The sequence below is a fragment of the Emcibacter sp. SYSU 3D8 genome (assembly GCF_039655875.1).
GTDB lineage: Bacteria > Pseudomonadota > Alphaproteobacteria > SMXS01 > SMXS01 > RI-34.
Genome location: NZ_JBBYXK010000001.1, coordinates 1,095,001 through 1,110,097 on the forward strand (window position 1 = coordinate 1,095,001; position 15,097 = coordinate 1,110,097).

Consider the following 15,097-nt stretch of genomic DNA (forward strand, 5'->3'; position numbering starts at 1 on the left):
CCTTTTGCCTACCGGATCGGCCTGCTCGGCGAGTTGCTCTCGATCGCCCTGTTCATCGTCGGCGCGACACTGGCTTTTTGCGCCCTTGCCGCCGGACTGGTAGGCATCGTCCGGGCCCTGATGCCGTCGGCCCGGGTCAGGGGCGGCCTGAACTCGGCCGTGGCCGTCCTGATCGGCGGCGCCTCCCTGGCCGCCATTCTGCACTGGATGGTGCTGCCCGGCTGGGACGCGCCCCGCATCCACGACGTCACCACATCGCCGAAGGACCCGCCTGAATTCGACGTGGCGCGCGTCGCCCATTATGCCGGCCGCGATTACCTCACCTACCGTGCCTACGACGCGCAGATGCAAGGTAAGGTATCCACAGCCTATCCGGAGATCCGCACCCTGGTGTTCGACAAGTCGCTGCGCCAGGTGTTCGTGGCCGCCGAGGCGGCCGCGAAGGATCTGCAATGGACCGTGTTCGCCGCCGATCCCACCAAAGGGCGCATCGAGGCCGGCGACTGGTCGACGATTTTTGGCTTCGTCGACGATATCGTCATCAGGATACGCCTCAATGCCGCCGGCTATACCGTCCTCGACATCAGGTCGGCATCGCGCACCGGGGCCGTCGATATGGGCCGCAATGCCCGGCGCATCCAGGCGTTCACCGAGGCGCTCGATCGGCATCTGCCGCAATATTCCACCACCAGAACCCCCTAGAACGAGGTACCGATGAAGACGAAGGCCGCCGTGGCATGGCAAGCCGGCAAACCGCTGAGCATCGAGACCGTGGACCTGGACGGGCCGCGCGCCGGCGAGGTGCTGGTGGAGATGAAGGCGACAGGCATCTGCCACACCGACGCGTTCACCCTGTCCGGCGCCGACCCCGAGGGGCTGTTTCCCGCCATTCTCGGCCATGAGGGCGCCGGCGTGGTGGTCGATGTAGGTCCGGGCGTGACATCGCTGAGGAAGGGCGACCATGTCATTCCGCTATACACGCCCGAGTGTCGGCAGTGCGAGTACTGCACGTCGGGCAAGACCAATCTTTGCCAGTCGATCCGCGAGACACAGGGCCGCGGCGTGATGCCCGACGGCACCAGTCGTTTTTCACTGGGCAGGGACAGGATCATCCACCACTACATGGGCACGTCCACCTTCGCCAATCATACGGTGCTGCCCGAGATCGCCCTGGCCAAGGTCCGCGAGGACGCGCCGTTCGACAAGATCTGCTACATCGGATGCGGCGTCACCACCGGCATCGGCGCGGTGATCAACACGGCGAAGGTCGAGCCGGGATCGAACGTGGTGGTGTTCGGGCTGGGCGGCATCGGCCTCAACGTCATCCAGGGTTGCCGCATGGTGGGCGCCAACAGGATCATCGGCGTCGATCTGAATCCGGCGCGCAAGGCCATCGGCGAGCGGTTCGGCATGACCCACTTCGTCAACCCCAGCGAGGTCGAGGGCGACCTGGTGCCCTACCTGGTCAGCCTGACCAAGGGCGGCGCCGATTACAGCTTCGAGTGCATCGGCAACGTCAACGTCATGCGCCAGGCCCTGGAATGCTGTCACAAGGGCTGGGGCGAGAGCATCATCATCGGCGTCGCCGGCGCCGGGCAGGAGATCAGCACCCGGCCGTTCCAGCTGGTGACCGGCCGAGTCTGGCGCGGCAGCGCCTTCGGCGGCGCCAAGGGCCGCACCGATGTGCCCAGGATCGTCGACTGGTACATGGACGGCAAGATCAACATCGACGACCTGATCACCCATACCCTGCCCTTCGAGCAGATCAACGAGGGTTTCGACCTGATGCATCGCGGCGAATCGATCCGCGGCGTGCTGACCTACAGCTGAGGAGACTGACATGAAGATCGCCATTATGGGTTCGGGCGGCGTCGGCGGCTATTTCGGCGCCAAGATGGCGCTGGCCGGCCACGACGTTACCTTCATCGCCCGCGGCGCCCATCTGGACGCCATCAGGAAGAACGGGCTGCTGGTAAAGACCGACACCGCCGAGATGCGGGTCGACCCCGCCCGGGCGACCGACGATCCGGCCACCATCGGACCGGTCGATGTGGTCCTGTTCACCACCAAGCTCTACGACACCTCCGAGGCTGCCGCGCAGCTCAAGCCTGTGATGGGGCCGGACACCTATATCGTCACCATCCAGAACGGGGTCAGCGGCGCCGACCTGATCGGCGAGGTGCTGGGACACGGCAAGGTGCTGCCCGGTTCCACCTACATCATCTCGCATCTGGAGGCGCCCGGCGTGATCCGCCACATGGGCCAGTTCCAGCGCATCGTGTTCGGCGAGGTGGACGGCAGCATGAGTGCGCGCGGCAGGGCGTTCGAGCAGCTGTGCCGGGAATCGGACATCGACGTGGAATTCAGCGACAAGGTGCTGACCACCATGTGGGAGAAATTCATCCCGCTGACGGTCATGAGCGGCATGACGTCGCTGTTGCGGCTGCCGATCGGACCGATCCTGGCCGACCCCGAGCTGTCGGCCATGGTCGACGCGGCCGTCGAGGAAGCGGTCAGCGTGGGCCGCGCCAAGGGCGTTGAATTGCACGAGAAGGCCGCCTCGCGGGTGCAGAAATCGGTCCGGATGGCGCCCTACGACACCAAGGCATCCATGCTGATCGATCTGGAACGCGGCAAGAAGATGGAACTGCCCTGGCTGAGCGCCAGTGTTGCCCGATGGGGTGAGGAACTGGGTGTGCCGACGCCCACCCACAAGTTCATCGCCGCCGCGCTCAAGCCCTACGCTGCGGGCGCGCCCAAGGCGTGACGATGACCAACGGCTACAAGCTGCGGCAACTGGCGCTGGTGGCGCGCGACCTGGCATCTGTCGAGGCGGACCTGTCGGCCATTTTCGGCCTGGAGGTCGCCTATCGCGATCCGGCCGTGGCCAAATGGGGCCTCGAGAACATCGTGGTGCCGGTCGGCAACCAGTTCCTCGAGGTGGTCGCCCCGACCCGTCCCGGCACCACCGCCGGGCGCTATCTCGACCGGCGCGGCGGCGATGGCGGCTACATGGTGATCCTGCAGACGGAGGATCCGCGCGGCCGCGACGCCCGCGTAGCGGGACTCGGGATCCGTACGGTGCACCAGATCCTGCATAGCGACTATGATGGCCTGCAATTGCACCCGCGCGATACCGGCGGCTCGTTTCTGGAAATCGACTGGGCGCCCGGCTTCGCGCAGCCGGACGGCTCGTGGCACCCGGCCGGAGAAAACTGGCGCACGGCCCGGCGCACCGAAGTGGCAACGGGCCTGCTTGCTGCCGAGATTCAGACGCCCGACCCCGGCGCGCTGGCGGCGCGCTGGTCGGCGATCCTCGGGCGGCCCACCGACGGCCAGTCGATTCCCCTGGATCTGGGGACGCTTCGCTTCGCCGGCGACCAGGATGGCCGCGGTGAAGGCCTGGGCGGCATCGACATCGCCGTCGCGGACAAGGCGCACGTGCTGCGCGAGGGCGAACGGCGTGGCCGGCTCGCCGGCAAGGACATGCTGCTGATCGGCGGCACCCGCTTCAATCTGATCGCATAGAAAAGGACACGACGGATGTATCAGGAAATTCTGTATTCGGTGACCGGCCCGGTCGCCGAGATTCGCTTCAACCGTCCCGACCGGCTGAATGCGCTGACCCGCCGCATGCTGACCGAGATGAAGCATGCCGTCGCCGCCGCCGAGCAGGACGAAGCGGTGATCGGCATCGTCATCACCGGTGAAGGACGCGGCTTCTGCGCGGGCATGGACATGCAGGCGCTGTCGGCACTGGGCGCCTCGGGCGGCACCGGCAACCGGGTCGACGAGGACTATGGCCTCGCGGCCCAGCCAGGCGATCCGGCGATGGGCGAGGAGTTTCTCAAGGGTCATTCCTACCTGATGGCGGTCCGCAAGCCGATCATTGCCGCCGTCAACGGCCCCTGCGCCGGCCTGGGCTTCGTTCTCGCCATGCTGTGCGACCTGCGCTTCATGGGCGAGGAAGCGGTGGTGACGGCCTCGTTCTCCCAGCGGGGCCTGGTGGCGGAATACGGCGTGAGCTGGATTCTGCCGCGGCTGATCGGCGTGTCGAAGACGCTGGACCTGCTGTGGACGTCGCGCAAGATCAAGGCCGCCGAAGCCATGGAAATGGGTCTTGTGGACAAGGTATTCCCGGCGGCCGACGTGGCGGCACAGGCGCATGCGTACATCAACGAGCTGTCCGCGAACGCAGCACCCTACTCGCTGATGATGATGAAGCGGCAGGTCTACCGCCATCTGGCCATGCCGCTGGGCGAGGCTGTCGCCGAGACCACCCAGTGGATCGCCGAGAGCACCGCGCGCGACGACTTCAAGGAAGGCGTCAACGCCTATATGGAGCGGCGCCCGCCGCAATTCAGCCGCATCAAGGCAGGATGACGCCGCAATTTTGACAGCATGCCGCCCGGATCCGCCGCTCACGGCCACGGTCCGGGCGGCAAGCCCTGGCACCGCCGCCTAATGCTTGATCTTTGTGTCCAATCATGCGCCACAATGGACCCTGCAAAATGCCCCTGAATGCCCGATTTGCTCAGCTTGTGCCGTGGCACGGAGTTTGCTTCGAGCGATAGAGGCCTGCACCGCAGCGCCGACCAGAGATGACCAACGGAATCGCATGACCAAGCCGCCCGCTTTCGATGAAATGACCCTGCCCGACGGGTCGGTACGATCCGTCTACCAGAATATCGACAAATGGCTGCGCGAGGCCGCCGTCGACCGGCTCGATCTGAAGCGGCGAGAGGCCGACACCATATTCCGCCGGCTGGGCATTACCTTCTCGGTCTATACCGAAGGCGGCGATCCCGAACGCCTCATTCCCTTCGACATCATCCCGCGGATATTCGGCGCCGAGGAATGGGCGCGGTTGTCGCTGGGCGCGGTGCAGCGCGTAAAGGGCATCAACGCGTTCATTCGCGACATCTATCACGATCAGGAAATCCTGCGCGCCGGCGTGGTGCCCGCCGAGCAGGTACTGAAGAACAACCAGTTCCGTCCCGAGATGCGCGGCATCGACGTGCCGCGCGACATCTATGCCCATATCGTCGGCATCGACATGGTGCGCACCGGCGAAAACGAATTCTATGTGCTCGAGGACAACGCCCGCACCCCGTCGGGCGTGGCCTACATGCTTGAAAACCGCGAAGTGATGATGCGGCTGTTTCCGGAACTGTTCGCCAACCAGCGGATCGCGCCGGTGGACACCTACGCTACCGAATTACTGCGCACGCTGGCCAGCGTGGCGCCGGGCCTGACATCCGACCCCACCATCGCGGTGCTCACGCCCGGCATCTACAACAGCGCCTATTTCGAGCACGCCTTCCTGGCGGAAGGCATGGGCGTGGAGCTTGTCGAAGGGCAGGACCTGTTCGTCGAGGACAAGAAGGTGTTCATGCGCACACCGGCCGGCCCCAAGCGGGTCGACGTGCTGTACCGGCGCCTCGACGACGACTTCCTCGACCCGCTGGCGTTCCGGCCCGATTCCGCACTGGGCGTACCCGGCCTGATGAGCGCCTACCGTGCCGGCAACGTCAACATCGCCAACGCGGTGGGATCCGGCATTTCGGACGACAAGTCGATCTACACCTACATGCCCGACATCATCCGGTTCTATCTGGGCGAGGAGCCGATTCTCAACAACGTACCAACCTATTCCTGCCGCAACGATGAAGACCGCAAATATGTGCTCGCCCATCTGGACGAGCTGGTGGTCAAGGAAGTCCACGGTTCGGGCGGCTACGGGATGCTGATCGGTCCGACCGCCACGAAGGAGGAACGCGAGGAATTCGCCAAGCGGATCACGGCGACGCCCCAGGCCTATATCGCCCAGCCGACCCTGGCGTTGAGCACCTGCCCCACCTTCGTCGACAGCGGTGTGGCGCCGCGCCACGTCGACCTGCGCCCCTTCGTGCTGTCCGGCGACCAGGTCCGCATGGTGCCCGGCGGGCTGACCCGCGTGGCCTTGCCCGAGGGCTCGCTGGTGGTGAATTCCAGCCAGGGCGGCGGGACCAAGGACACGTGGGTGCTGGAGAATTGACCATGCTGAGCCGCACCGCCGACAATTTGTACTGGATGGGCCGCTACATCGAGCGATCCGAGAACAATGCGCGCATCCTGGATGTCGCCCACCGCATGTCGCTGCTGCCGTCGCTGACCGGAGAGCACCGGACCGAATGGCAGTCCGCGATCACCATATCGGGCGGCGAGGAGCATTTCGCCGAGCATTACGGCACGCCGAACGAAACCAATGCGGTCTATTACATGACTCTCGACCGCGACAACGCGTCGTCGATCTATTCCTGCCTGCGCGCCGCGCGCGAGAACTGCCGCGCCATCCGTCACGCCGTGCCGACCGAAGTCTGGGAAGCGATCAACACAACCTGGTTCGAAATTCGCGACATGACCCAGAACCGTCTGCTCAGCCGCGGCGCCCGGCAGTTCTACGACTGGGTCAAGGAACGGTCGAGCCTGTTTCGCGGTGTCACCGTGGGCACCATGCTGCAGGACGATTCCTTCCACTTCGCCCGCCTGGGCACGTTTCTGGAGCGGGCCGACAATACCGCCCGTATCCTCGACGTGAAATTCCACGTCCTGCTGCCCCAGGGCGAGCAGGTCGGCGGTGCGCTCGACTACTTCCAGTGGACCGCCCTGCTCCGCTCGGTGTCGGCGCTACGGAACTATCGCCGGGTGTTCGGCTCCGAGGTCGTCCCCTCGCGGGTGGCCGAGCTGATGATCCTGATGGAGGCCATGCCCCGGTCGCTGCATCACTGCCAGGCCGAGATCGTCACCCACCTGGACGCGCTCGGCGCGGCCTACGGCAAGCGGCAGGAGTGTCACCGCATGGCCGGCGAAGCCCACGCCAAGCTGCGATTCGGCAAGATCGAGCACATCTTCGATGTGGGCCTGCACGAATATCTGACCGATTACGTCGAACGAAACGCCAAACTGGGCATGCAGATCGCCAAGGATTTCCTGCTGACCCGCGAGCCGGTAACCGTCGAGTCCACGGTGCAGGAGCAGACGCCCGGCACGCAGACCCAGGCCATGGGCAGCATGACCCAGACCCGGTCCGGATAGGCTCGCGCCGCTACGTTGCGCGCTGCGGCGGCGCGGCATAGTCTGTCGTCACGTTTCGTGCGCAGGAGTACCCCTATTGACCTATTGCGTCGGCATGCTGCTCTCATCGGGCATGGTGATGGTGTCGGATTCCCGCACCAACGCCGGCATGGATCACATTTCGACCTTCAGGAAGATGCATGTCTGGGAGACGCCGGGCGAGCGGGTCATCGTGCTGATGACCGCCGGCAACCTTTCGGTCAGCCAGACCGTCGTGAACCTGCTGAAGGAGGGCATTGCGGATTCGGACGGCACCAGCGAGACCCTGCTGACGGTGCCGTCCATGTTCCGGGCCGCTCAGCTGGTCGGCGCGGCGGTGCGCCAGGTCCATGCCCTCTATGGCGAGGCGCTGGAGGCCGAATCGCGCACCTTCAACGTCTCCTTCATCCTCGGCGGGCAGATTGCGGGCCGTGGATTGCGCCTGTTCCAGATCTATTCGGCCGGCAATTTCATTGAGGCGACTGTGGAGACGCCGTTTTTCCAGGTCGGCGAGACCAAATACGGCAAGCCGATCCTGGACCGGGTGCTGCAATACGACACCCCGCTGACCGGCGGCATGAAGATCGGGCTGATTTCCATGGATTCCACCCTGCGGTCGAACACCTCCGTCGGCTTGCCGCTCAACCTGGTCGTCTACGAGCGGGACAAGATGGCGTTGACCATCAACCGGACAATCCGGGAGGACGACCCCTATTTCAACACCATCCGGCACATGTGGTCCGACGCGCTCCACAATGCCTATGTGGACCTGCCCGAACCGGATTGGCGCCAGACCGCGCTTCAGGTATAGGGCGGCCTTTCCGGTTCATCCCGGAGCGGCGCGGCGAACCAAAGAAAAAGGGCCGGAACCCTAGGGTTCCGGCCCCGACTCTTTACTCGCAAAAAGCGATCAGTCGCCGGCGCGCAGCACGTTGATCGACGAGTTGCCAATCGCGGTGGCACCGATGCTGTTGCCCCGGACCGTGAACGAGCTGTTATTGCTGTTGGCATTCAGGGTCAGATTTTCGCCGATCCCGATCACCGTGTTCGTGACGGAGGCGGTCACGGTTGTGCCGTCGTTGGACTGGCTATTGCCGATTACCGAGCTTGGGTGCTGGAACGTGCCGGTATTCAGCACCAGTTGGTTGACCGCCTCGTTGCCGGTGGCGATGGCCCGAACCTCGTTGCCCTGGACATTGAGCGCGCTGAAGTCGACACCGGTGGTCTCGTTCAGTCCATCGATGCCGATGTCCACGTCTCTGATCGTCGAGGACACGGTCACGTTGTCAGTCCGCTGATCGTTGACCAAAGCATAGTCCGCACCGGTAACCGCGACACGCGACGCCGCGCCCGGATCGATCGTCACGCCCGCACCTGAACTCTCCTGCAGGGTCGCCCCGGCGGAAGTGATCAGCAGGTTGCTCGACCGGTTAGCCCCGGAGACGGCTTCGACGATGTTGTTATCGACCGTCAGCGAACTATCCGTCGCACCCTCGTCGAGGTTACCCGTGAAGATGCCCACATTGTCGATGCTCGCCGACACCGTGCTGCTGGCGAGTTCCTGGACATTGGCGAGGGCCGCCATGGCGTTGCTAGACGAACCGGCATCCAGCGAAAGCACGTTGATGGACGTGAAACCACGTGCCTCGGCCTGGACCAGGTTGTCCTCCACCGTTACGGCGTCGTTGTTGTAGTCCTCCGCCGCCGCCGCGCTGATGTAGGAGTTGTTCACAGTGGCGATCATCGTCGCGCCATCGCCGAACTGCATGTTCAGTACGTTGAACGCGGCGTCGAGCTGGATCGTCGGGTCGGTACCACCGGTGATGGGCGACGAGCCGCCCGCGCCCGCGTTGATCGATGCCCCCGCGACTGCAGTCAGCGAATTGACGACGGAACCGCCGATCGCCTGTCCGCGGATTTCGTTACTGTTGGCACTGGCGGTGAAGCTGCCGGCGCCGCGCGGGTCATCGGCCACTGCCACGATGCCCGTTCCGTCGACCAGGGCGGTGGTGTCGCTGCCGTCGCCGATGGTCTGCAGCGACAGTACCGACGCGCCTGGGGTGTTGTCGGCGATACCCGCAGCGGTGATGTTCGCCGAGGCCGTGATGTTGAGCGAGTTGGACGCGCTGTGCTGGATTGACGACGCCAGGACGAGGTTGTTGTCGGCGGCAATCGAACCGCTGTCGAAGATGCCATTGGAAATCACGCCGATCAGCGTATTGGTGACGCTGGAGTCCACATCCACCTCGGAGAAGACATCGCCAGGATCGCCCTGCACGTTGACGACCGCCAGTGAACTCCGCACGTCGACGTCTGCGTCGTCACCGTTCGGCGCGTTGAGCGTATTGGTCGGGTCGTAGTTCAACACGTTGTTGCTGTTGCGGAACACCACATTTGTGCCGTCGCTGTTCAGATCGTTGGTGGCGCGGTTGCCTGACGACAGAGCGGCCACGGCGTTTCCATTCGCCGAGAACGAGCTGTCGTTGATCGAGCCGTCCACGTTCGCAAGCACGACGATCTCGGTAGCGTCGACGGAAGAGTCATAGACCACATCCTCGTCAGAGTACTGCAGGTTCGACAGGAACGCCTGGGCCTCGTTCACAATATAATCGAGTGAGAGCGTGTTGAACCCGTCGCTGCCCCGGCTCTCGGCCACCACCAGATTGGAATCCGCGCTAATGCTGGAGTCGTTGATGTCGCCGACCAGATCGCCATTGCCGATGTAGAAGGGCGGCAGGGACGCGCCGCCGGCCAGCACTTCCAGCTGCGTATTGTTGATGGTGGTCGACACGCCGACCGAACTGACCTGGCGCGAGGCCAGAGACATTGACGTGTCCTGCTGCACGATGACGCCATCCTCGGTGATCGCCAGGATCGGGTTTTCCGCCTCCGAATTCTCCAGGCTGGTGCCGCTGGCATCGAGCGTGTTCACCACGTTGTTGATGCGCGCCAGCGCACGGACCGTATTGCCATCGACACTCAGGTCGCTGCTGTCGATGCTGCTGGTCGCGTTATCATTGGCATCGAGGGTGAAGTTGACGTCGGCGATGTCGACGGAGAAGCCGCCCGTCGTATCGCCGCCCTGGCCCCACTGGTTCGACACCAGCGTGGCGATCGGGCCATTGGCTGAATCGGGACCATCGAGGTCGGCGTTGTCGAGGTCAAAGGTCGCGACGTCCACGATCAGGGTATTGGTCGCGTCGTTGCCGGCGGCAAGGCCCGACAGGCTGTTGCCGTCGATTTCGGCGAGTGTGCTCTCGATGGCGTTACCGTCTACCGACAGGTCGATTGTGATATCGCTGCCGTCGATATTGACGTCAACTCCGTCGATGCCGAGGGCGAAGAACGCCTGATCATTCACCAGCGTGTTCTCGCCGACGACCGTGGAGTTCGGGCCGACTTCGGCGCTGATGGTGGTCACGGTGCTGTCGATCGTGCCGCTGAGCACCTGGGTCTGGGACGACACGTCGAGCGTGTTGGTGGCCAGGTTGATACGGGCCGACGAGCTGTTGCTGTTGTCGTTCGCCTGAACCGTGAGGTTGAGCAGCGGGTTGTCGGCCGCGATGACGTCGATGTCGATATCCAGATCGTCCTGGTCGACCAGCATCTGGGCCGAGCCGTCCACGCCGTCCTCGTCGGCCAGCGTCTGGACGTTGACCAGCGACGACGACGCGTCGAGCGTCACGGCGTCGACCGAGACCTTAGACGTCGCCTGGTTCAGGGTCGCGGCGATGATGGTGGTGTTTTCGTTGGCGGTGATCTCGGAATTCTGGACCAGCGAATTGCCGCCGGCGTCGTCGCCGACATCGATGTCGATCAGATCCCCGTCCGCTTGGGCGGTCACCGTGTTGCCGTTCAGATCTTCGACCGACTGGTCGTTCAAGAGCGCGATGCCGGCATTGATCGCGGTGTAGGACACTGGATCGGAAAGACGATCGATGAAAACCTCGGGCAGGGTTTCGCCCGCATCACCGACGGTGACGCCGGTGATGATGATGGAATTGGTCGTCGAATCGGCGAGGTTGCCCCAGACCCGGCTGGAGAAGAGGTTGTCGTCGACGTTGATCGACGCCTGGTCGACCGTCACGTCATCCACGCCATTGCCTTGCCCAACGCCGACCTCGATGAAAGTGTCATCCGCATCGATATCCGACGAGAGGGTGGCGCCGTCCTCGACGGTCTGGGAATTCGCCACGCCTACCGTGGCGTCGATGGTGACCGCGTCGATCAGGATGCTGGCCTCGGACGACAGGTTGCCGGTGGCGAGACTGCTGAACTCGTTGCCCGAAACGCTCAGGCTGGAGGTGGTGAAGGTGATGTCCGCGACCTCGACATCGATTTCCACGCCATCGAGTTCGGCCGAGGCGCCCCCGCCGTCGAGCACCTGGGCATTGAGAATGCTGAAATCGGCCGACACGAAGCCGGTGGTGTTGTCACGGTCCGCTTCGATGGCATCGCCGGTCTGGCCGCCGACACCGGTGATGGTCACGCCGGTAATGTCGAGGGTGCTGGCATGGGCGTTGCCGATCGCCGCGGCCGAGATTTCGTTGCCGTCGGCGGTGACGCTGGAGTCGGTGACGTCGCCGTCATCGTTCGGCGCGTCCGACGCGATGTCGAGTTCGATGTCCGCACTATCGACTTCCGCGCTCTGCAGCCCGGTGGTGTACTGGATGCTGCTGATGGCCACCAGCGAATCGAGCGACGTGGCATTGCCGACTTCGATCGTGTTGGTAACCCGCGACCCGGCGGCGTCGGCGGCGATCACGTTGCCATCGACGCTGATCTGCGAAGCGTCCACATCCTCGGTCTGGGCGCGCACGTCGCCGTCATCCACCGTGGAATTGACGCCGACCGAGCTGAACTGGGCGTTCGACACGAACAGGTCGCCGCTGACGCTGGCCGAATCGAGCGCGCCGAAGTCGACGGTGTTCTCCTGGTCGCCGGCAACGGCCGGGCCGTCCTGGCTGATGGTGTCGTCGAGCGCCACGCTGTTGGTCGAGGCGTTGCTGGTCGCCGACGAGACGATGCTGTTGTTGTCGAGGGCCAGCGAACTGCCGTCCAGATCGGCGATGAACTCGTCATCGACATAGTTCTCCGAGTCGCCGGCTTCGATGGTGGCGTTGTCGACCAGCGCGTCGATGTTGAAGTCGCCGGCGTTGATCTGCAGGTTGGCCGCGCCCGCGCTACCAACCAGGCTGACCGCGCCACCCGCCTCGAGCGAAACCTCGTTCGCCGAGTCGTTGCCGGTGAAGGTCGCGCCGATCACGTTGCCGATGATTTCCAGCGGCACGCCGACGATGGCGGTGGTGTCGACGCCGTCGACCCGCGCCAGCAATCCGATCCGGGTATCGGTGACGGTCGCATCCATGGCGGGCGCGCCGCTGTTGACCTGGACGCTGCTCGACAGCGCCGTCGCGCCGGTGCTGAGACCGAGCGGCGTGACGTCCGCCTGGCCGGCCTCGCTGCTCAGCTGGAGGAAGTTGATGGTACCGGCGACCGAGACGCCGGAAAGATTGCCCGTGCCGCTGGCGGTGACGCTGTTGTCGTTGGTATCCGCAGAACTGCCCGCGCCAAGGTCGATCACGTCGACCTGGATGTCGGTGGTCGTGATCGTCGCGGTGATGTCGTTGTTGTCGTTCCACTGCAGCAGGCCCGCGGTGGCGGCACCATCGTCGCCCAGAACACCGCCGTTGTCGGCCGTGAAGAAATCGATATCCACCGTGCCTTCGTTGCCCTTGGCGACGGCGAACACGTTCGTGTCGCTCACCGTGATGTCGACGATGCCGCCGCCGACGTCATGAGACGTGGCGATCGCCGCGGGGAATCCAACCAGCGTGTTCACGACGCTCGCCGGTATGCCGCCGCTCTCGTTGAACTGGTCATTGGCGATGGCGGAGGCCGACGAGCCGGCCGCGACCGAGATGCTGCCGGGTGGCGCGGTCAGGTCGACGATCAGGTTGTTTGCCTTCGCGCCCGACATGCCGAAAGCGGTGGCAAGCGCCACAGCGCTCACGCCGGTGAGTACACGCAACTTAAGCATCAGGTAGTCCCCCTCTATGCGTAATGCTCGCCGAAGCCCTTCGGCTAGCCCCCTTCTACGCGCCTTCTGGCGCTGCCCATATCGGCGTCACCTCTAGTGGTTCCGGCCAATCTGGGCATTACGATGGCAAAAACGTACTCCAACGGGCGAGCCCCGTCCAGACGTAAGTGCCACTAAAGCCTCGGAAAAACATGTCACATATGTGACTCGGGACAGTGGCGGACCCGCACCGCCCGCCCCGGCCGGTTGGTTCGCTACCGTTACGGTAGGCCGCTCCGGCGTCCGCGTCGCCTCGCCCGTGAAGGCGCGCAGATCAGGCGACGGCGGCGAGTCGGCGCGCATCATCCGCGTTCGAGGACAGGTTCCGCAACGCGTAGAGCACGAACTCCCTTTTCAACTCGGGCGTCACTCCCATGTAGCGGCAGATGTCCTGCACCCGTTCGCAGATGAACTTGGGATGGTGCGCCGCCAGCGGCTTGCCGTTGCGGCTGTAATAGACATCGAAAATGTAGGGTATCAGGTCGTCCGGCAAGTCCAGCTTGTAGGCGCGGCACACCAGCGCGAAAATGGCGTCGTACATCTCCCTGGACGGGTGATCGATCTCGATCTTGTAGGGAATCCGGCGCAGGAACGCATCGTCCATCAGGTTCTCGGGCACCAGATTGGTGGAAAACACCAGCAGTTCGTCAAACGGAACCTGGAATGTCTTGCCTGTCTGCAGGGACAGATAATCGATCCGCTTCTCAAGCGGCACGATCCATCGGTTGAGCAGATCCTTGGGCTCGACCCGCTGACGGCCGAAATCATCGATGAGCATGACGCCATTGGTGGCCTTCATGTGCAGCGGCGCTTCGTAGAACTTGGCGTTCGCGTTGTATTGCATGTCGAGCATCTCGAGAGACAACTCGCCGCCGACCACGATCACCGGCCGCTTGCAGGCGACCCACCGCGAATCGAGGGTTTCGGTACGGCGCTTGATCAGGCTGCGCACCGCGCTTGGCGCGGGTTCCTCGCCCGTCGCCTTGTGCATGGTCGCGTCGTACATCTTGATGATCTGGCCGTCGATCTCGATGGCGTGAGGAATGAACACCACGCTGGCAAAGGCCGTGCCGATGGCCTCGGCCATGGTTGTCTTGCCGTTGCCGGGCGGGCCGTAGATCAGGATCGATCGGCCCGAATTCACCGCCGGGCCGATTTCGTCGATGAATCCATCGGGCAGGATCATGTGGGTCAGATTGGCGGCGAGTACGTCCCGGTTAATGGACTCAGCCAGAATTGACTGCTTTCGAACCTGGGTGATCCAGTCATCGAGCGTCACCGGAATCGGCCCGACATAAGAGCAGTTCTCGATCGCCTCGAGCGCCAGTTCGCGTCCCCGCGTCGTCAGGGTGCTGCGAATGTCGGGATCGTCGCCGCCCGAGCCCAGCACCTGCACCAGGCCGCGCTCGCGCATGATGTCGAGAAGCTGACCGCACAATACCGCCGGCAGCTTGAGCCGTTCCGTCAGGTCGCCGACGGTCTCGAGGCCCAGCGAATGAAAAACCCTGATGGTGTGATTGAGGATGAAGGTGCTGCCAAGCCCGGTGTCTTCCAGCGTGCGCGGTGGTTGCGGAAAGTAGTTGAGTGCCTCGAACAGCTGGTCGGCGGTGATCGCCCCCATGGCGATCAGCTTTTCGCCGATCTGTCCGCCCTGTTCGCGCTGGAGGGCCAGCGCCTGCATCACCTGGTCCTCGGTGACGATGCGGCGGGCGACGAGAAATTCTCCGAGCTTCATGCGGGGCTCCCATCCGGCGGATAGACGCCGCGACCCAAACGCCGGCTTCCACCAGTCCAGTCTCCCAATCGGGAGCGACAAGCGATTCCGGCACCCGGACGAGCGCCAGTCGAAACATCAAATTTGAAGCGAATTTTAGCCGGTTGGGCACCGGTGTCTTCTGGCAACAAGGCGCGGTGTTCTTGAAT

Annotated in this window: 10 protein-coding genes (1 of these 10 cut by a window edge); 8 read left to right on the forward strand and 2 right to left on the reverse strand. The window is 64.0% G+C overall.

The features are described from left to right. The 8 genes from WJU21_RS05245 to WJU21_RS05280 form a co-directional block, all read left to right on the forward strand. A protein-coding gene (locus WJU21_RS05245; RefSeq protein WP_346322314.1) for a DUF1499 domain-containing protein crosses the window boundary here: on the forward strand, positions 1-702 show its 3' portion. It extends 120 nt beyond the left edge of the window; only the last 702 of its 822 coding nucleotides appear in the window; the start codon falls outside the window, past its left edge; it ends in the stop codon at positions 700-702. A 12-nt stretch (positions 703-714) separates the two neighbouring features. Continuing rightward, complete coding sequence (locus WJU21_RS05250) at positions 715-1,830, forward strand: S-(hydroxymethyl)glutathione dehydrogenase/class III alcohol dehydrogenase (RefSeq protein ID WP_346322315.1); 1,116 nt, start codon at positions 715-717, stop codon at positions 1,828-1,830. Positions 1,831-1,840: 10 nt separating this feature from the next. Next, positions 1,841-2,767, forward strand: coding sequence for a 2-dehydropantoate 2-reductase (locus tag WJU21_RS05255; RefSeq protein ID WP_346322316.1), 927 nt, complete (start codon positions 1,841-1,843; stop codon positions 2,765-2,767). 2 nt (positions 2,768-2,769) lie between these two features. Continuing rightward, the gene (locus WJU21_RS05260; protein ID WP_346322317.1) at positions 2,770-3,528 is read left to right on the forward strand and encodes a VOC family protein; all 759 of its coding nucleotides are present in this window, start codon (positions 2,770-2,772) and stop codon (positions 3,526-3,528) included. 15 nt (positions 3,529-3,543) lie between these two features. After that, positions 3,544-4,383: an enoyl-CoA hydratase-related protein gene (locus WJU21_RS05265; protein WP_346322318.1), complete on the forward strand. Its 840-nt coding sequence runs from the start codon at positions 3,544-3,546 to the stop codon at positions 4,381-4,383. 235 nt (positions 4,384-4,618) lie between these two features. Next, positions 4,619-6,037, forward strand: coding sequence for a circularly permuted type 2 ATP-grasp protein (locus tag WJU21_RS05270; RefSeq protein ID WP_346322319.1), 1,419 nt, complete (start codon positions 4,619-4,621; stop codon positions 6,035-6,037). 2 nt (positions 6,038-6,039) lie between these two features. Then, positions 6,040-7,077 (forward strand): alpha-E domain-containing protein, encoded by a 1,038-nt coding sequence (locus WJU21_RS05275; protein ID WP_346322320.1) that lies wholly within the window; start codon positions 6,040-6,042, stop codon positions 7,075-7,077. A 76-nt stretch (positions 7,078-7,153) separates the two neighbouring features. Further along, positions 7,154-7,906, forward strand: a complete 753-nt coding sequence (locus tag WJU21_RS05280; RefSeq protein ID WP_346322321.1) for a peptidase — start codon at positions 7,154-7,156, stop codon at positions 7,904-7,906. Positions 7,907-8,005: 99 nt separating this feature from the next. On the opposite strand, the gene WJU21_RS05285 is transcribed toward WJU21_RS05280, so the two are convergent. Both WJU21_RS05285 and WJU21_RS05290 read right to left on the reverse strand, forming a co-directional pair. Continuing rightward, complete coding sequence (locus WJU21_RS05285) at positions 8,006-13,135, reverse strand: hypothetical protein (protein ID WP_346322322.1); 5,130 nt, start codon at positions 13,133-13,135, stop codon at positions 8,006-8,008. A 313-nt stretch (positions 13,136-13,448) separates the two neighbouring features. Continuing rightward, positions 13,449-14,909: a hypothetical protein gene (locus WJU21_RS05290; protein ID WP_346322323.1), complete on the reverse strand. Its 1,461-nt coding sequence runs from the start codon at positions 14,907-14,909 to the stop codon at positions 13,449-13,451. Between the last annotated feature and the right edge of the window lie 188 nt (positions 14,910-15,097).

Excerpts from the sequence above, each read along its gene's own strand:
- WJU21_RS05265 (WP_346322318.1), top strand. The coding sequence starts at position 3,544 with ATGTATCAGGAAATTCTGTATTCGGTGACCGGCCCGGTCGCCGAGATT.
- WJU21_RS05260 (WP_346322317.1), top strand. The coding sequence starts at position 2,770 with ATGACCAACGGCTACAAGCTGCGGCAACTGGCGCTGGTGGCGCGCGAC.
- WJU21_RS05255 (WP_346322316.1), top strand. The coding sequence starts at position 1,841 with ATGAAGATCGCCATTATGGGTTCGGGCGGCGTCGGCGGCTATTTCGGC.
- WJU21_RS05290 (WP_346322323.1), bottom strand. The coding sequence starts at position 14,909 with ATGAAGCTCGGAGAATTTCTCGTCGCCCGCCGCATCGTCACCGAGGAC.
- WJU21_RS05285 (WP_346322322.1), bottom strand. The coding sequence starts at position 13,135 with ATGCTTAAGTTGCGTGTACTCACCGGCGTGAGCGCTGTGGCGCTTGCC.
- WJU21_RS05275 (WP_346322320.1), top strand. The coding sequence starts at position 6,040 with ATGCTGAGCCGCACCGCCGACAATTTGTACTGGATGGGCCGCTACATC.
- WJU21_RS05270 (WP_346322319.1), top strand. The coding sequence starts at position 4,619 with ATGACCAAGCCGCCCGCTTTCGATGAAATGACCCTGCCCGACGGGTCG.
- WJU21_RS05250 (WP_346322315.1), top strand. The coding sequence starts at position 715 with ATGAAGACGAAGGCCGCCGTGGCATGGCAAGCCGGCAAACCGCTGAGC.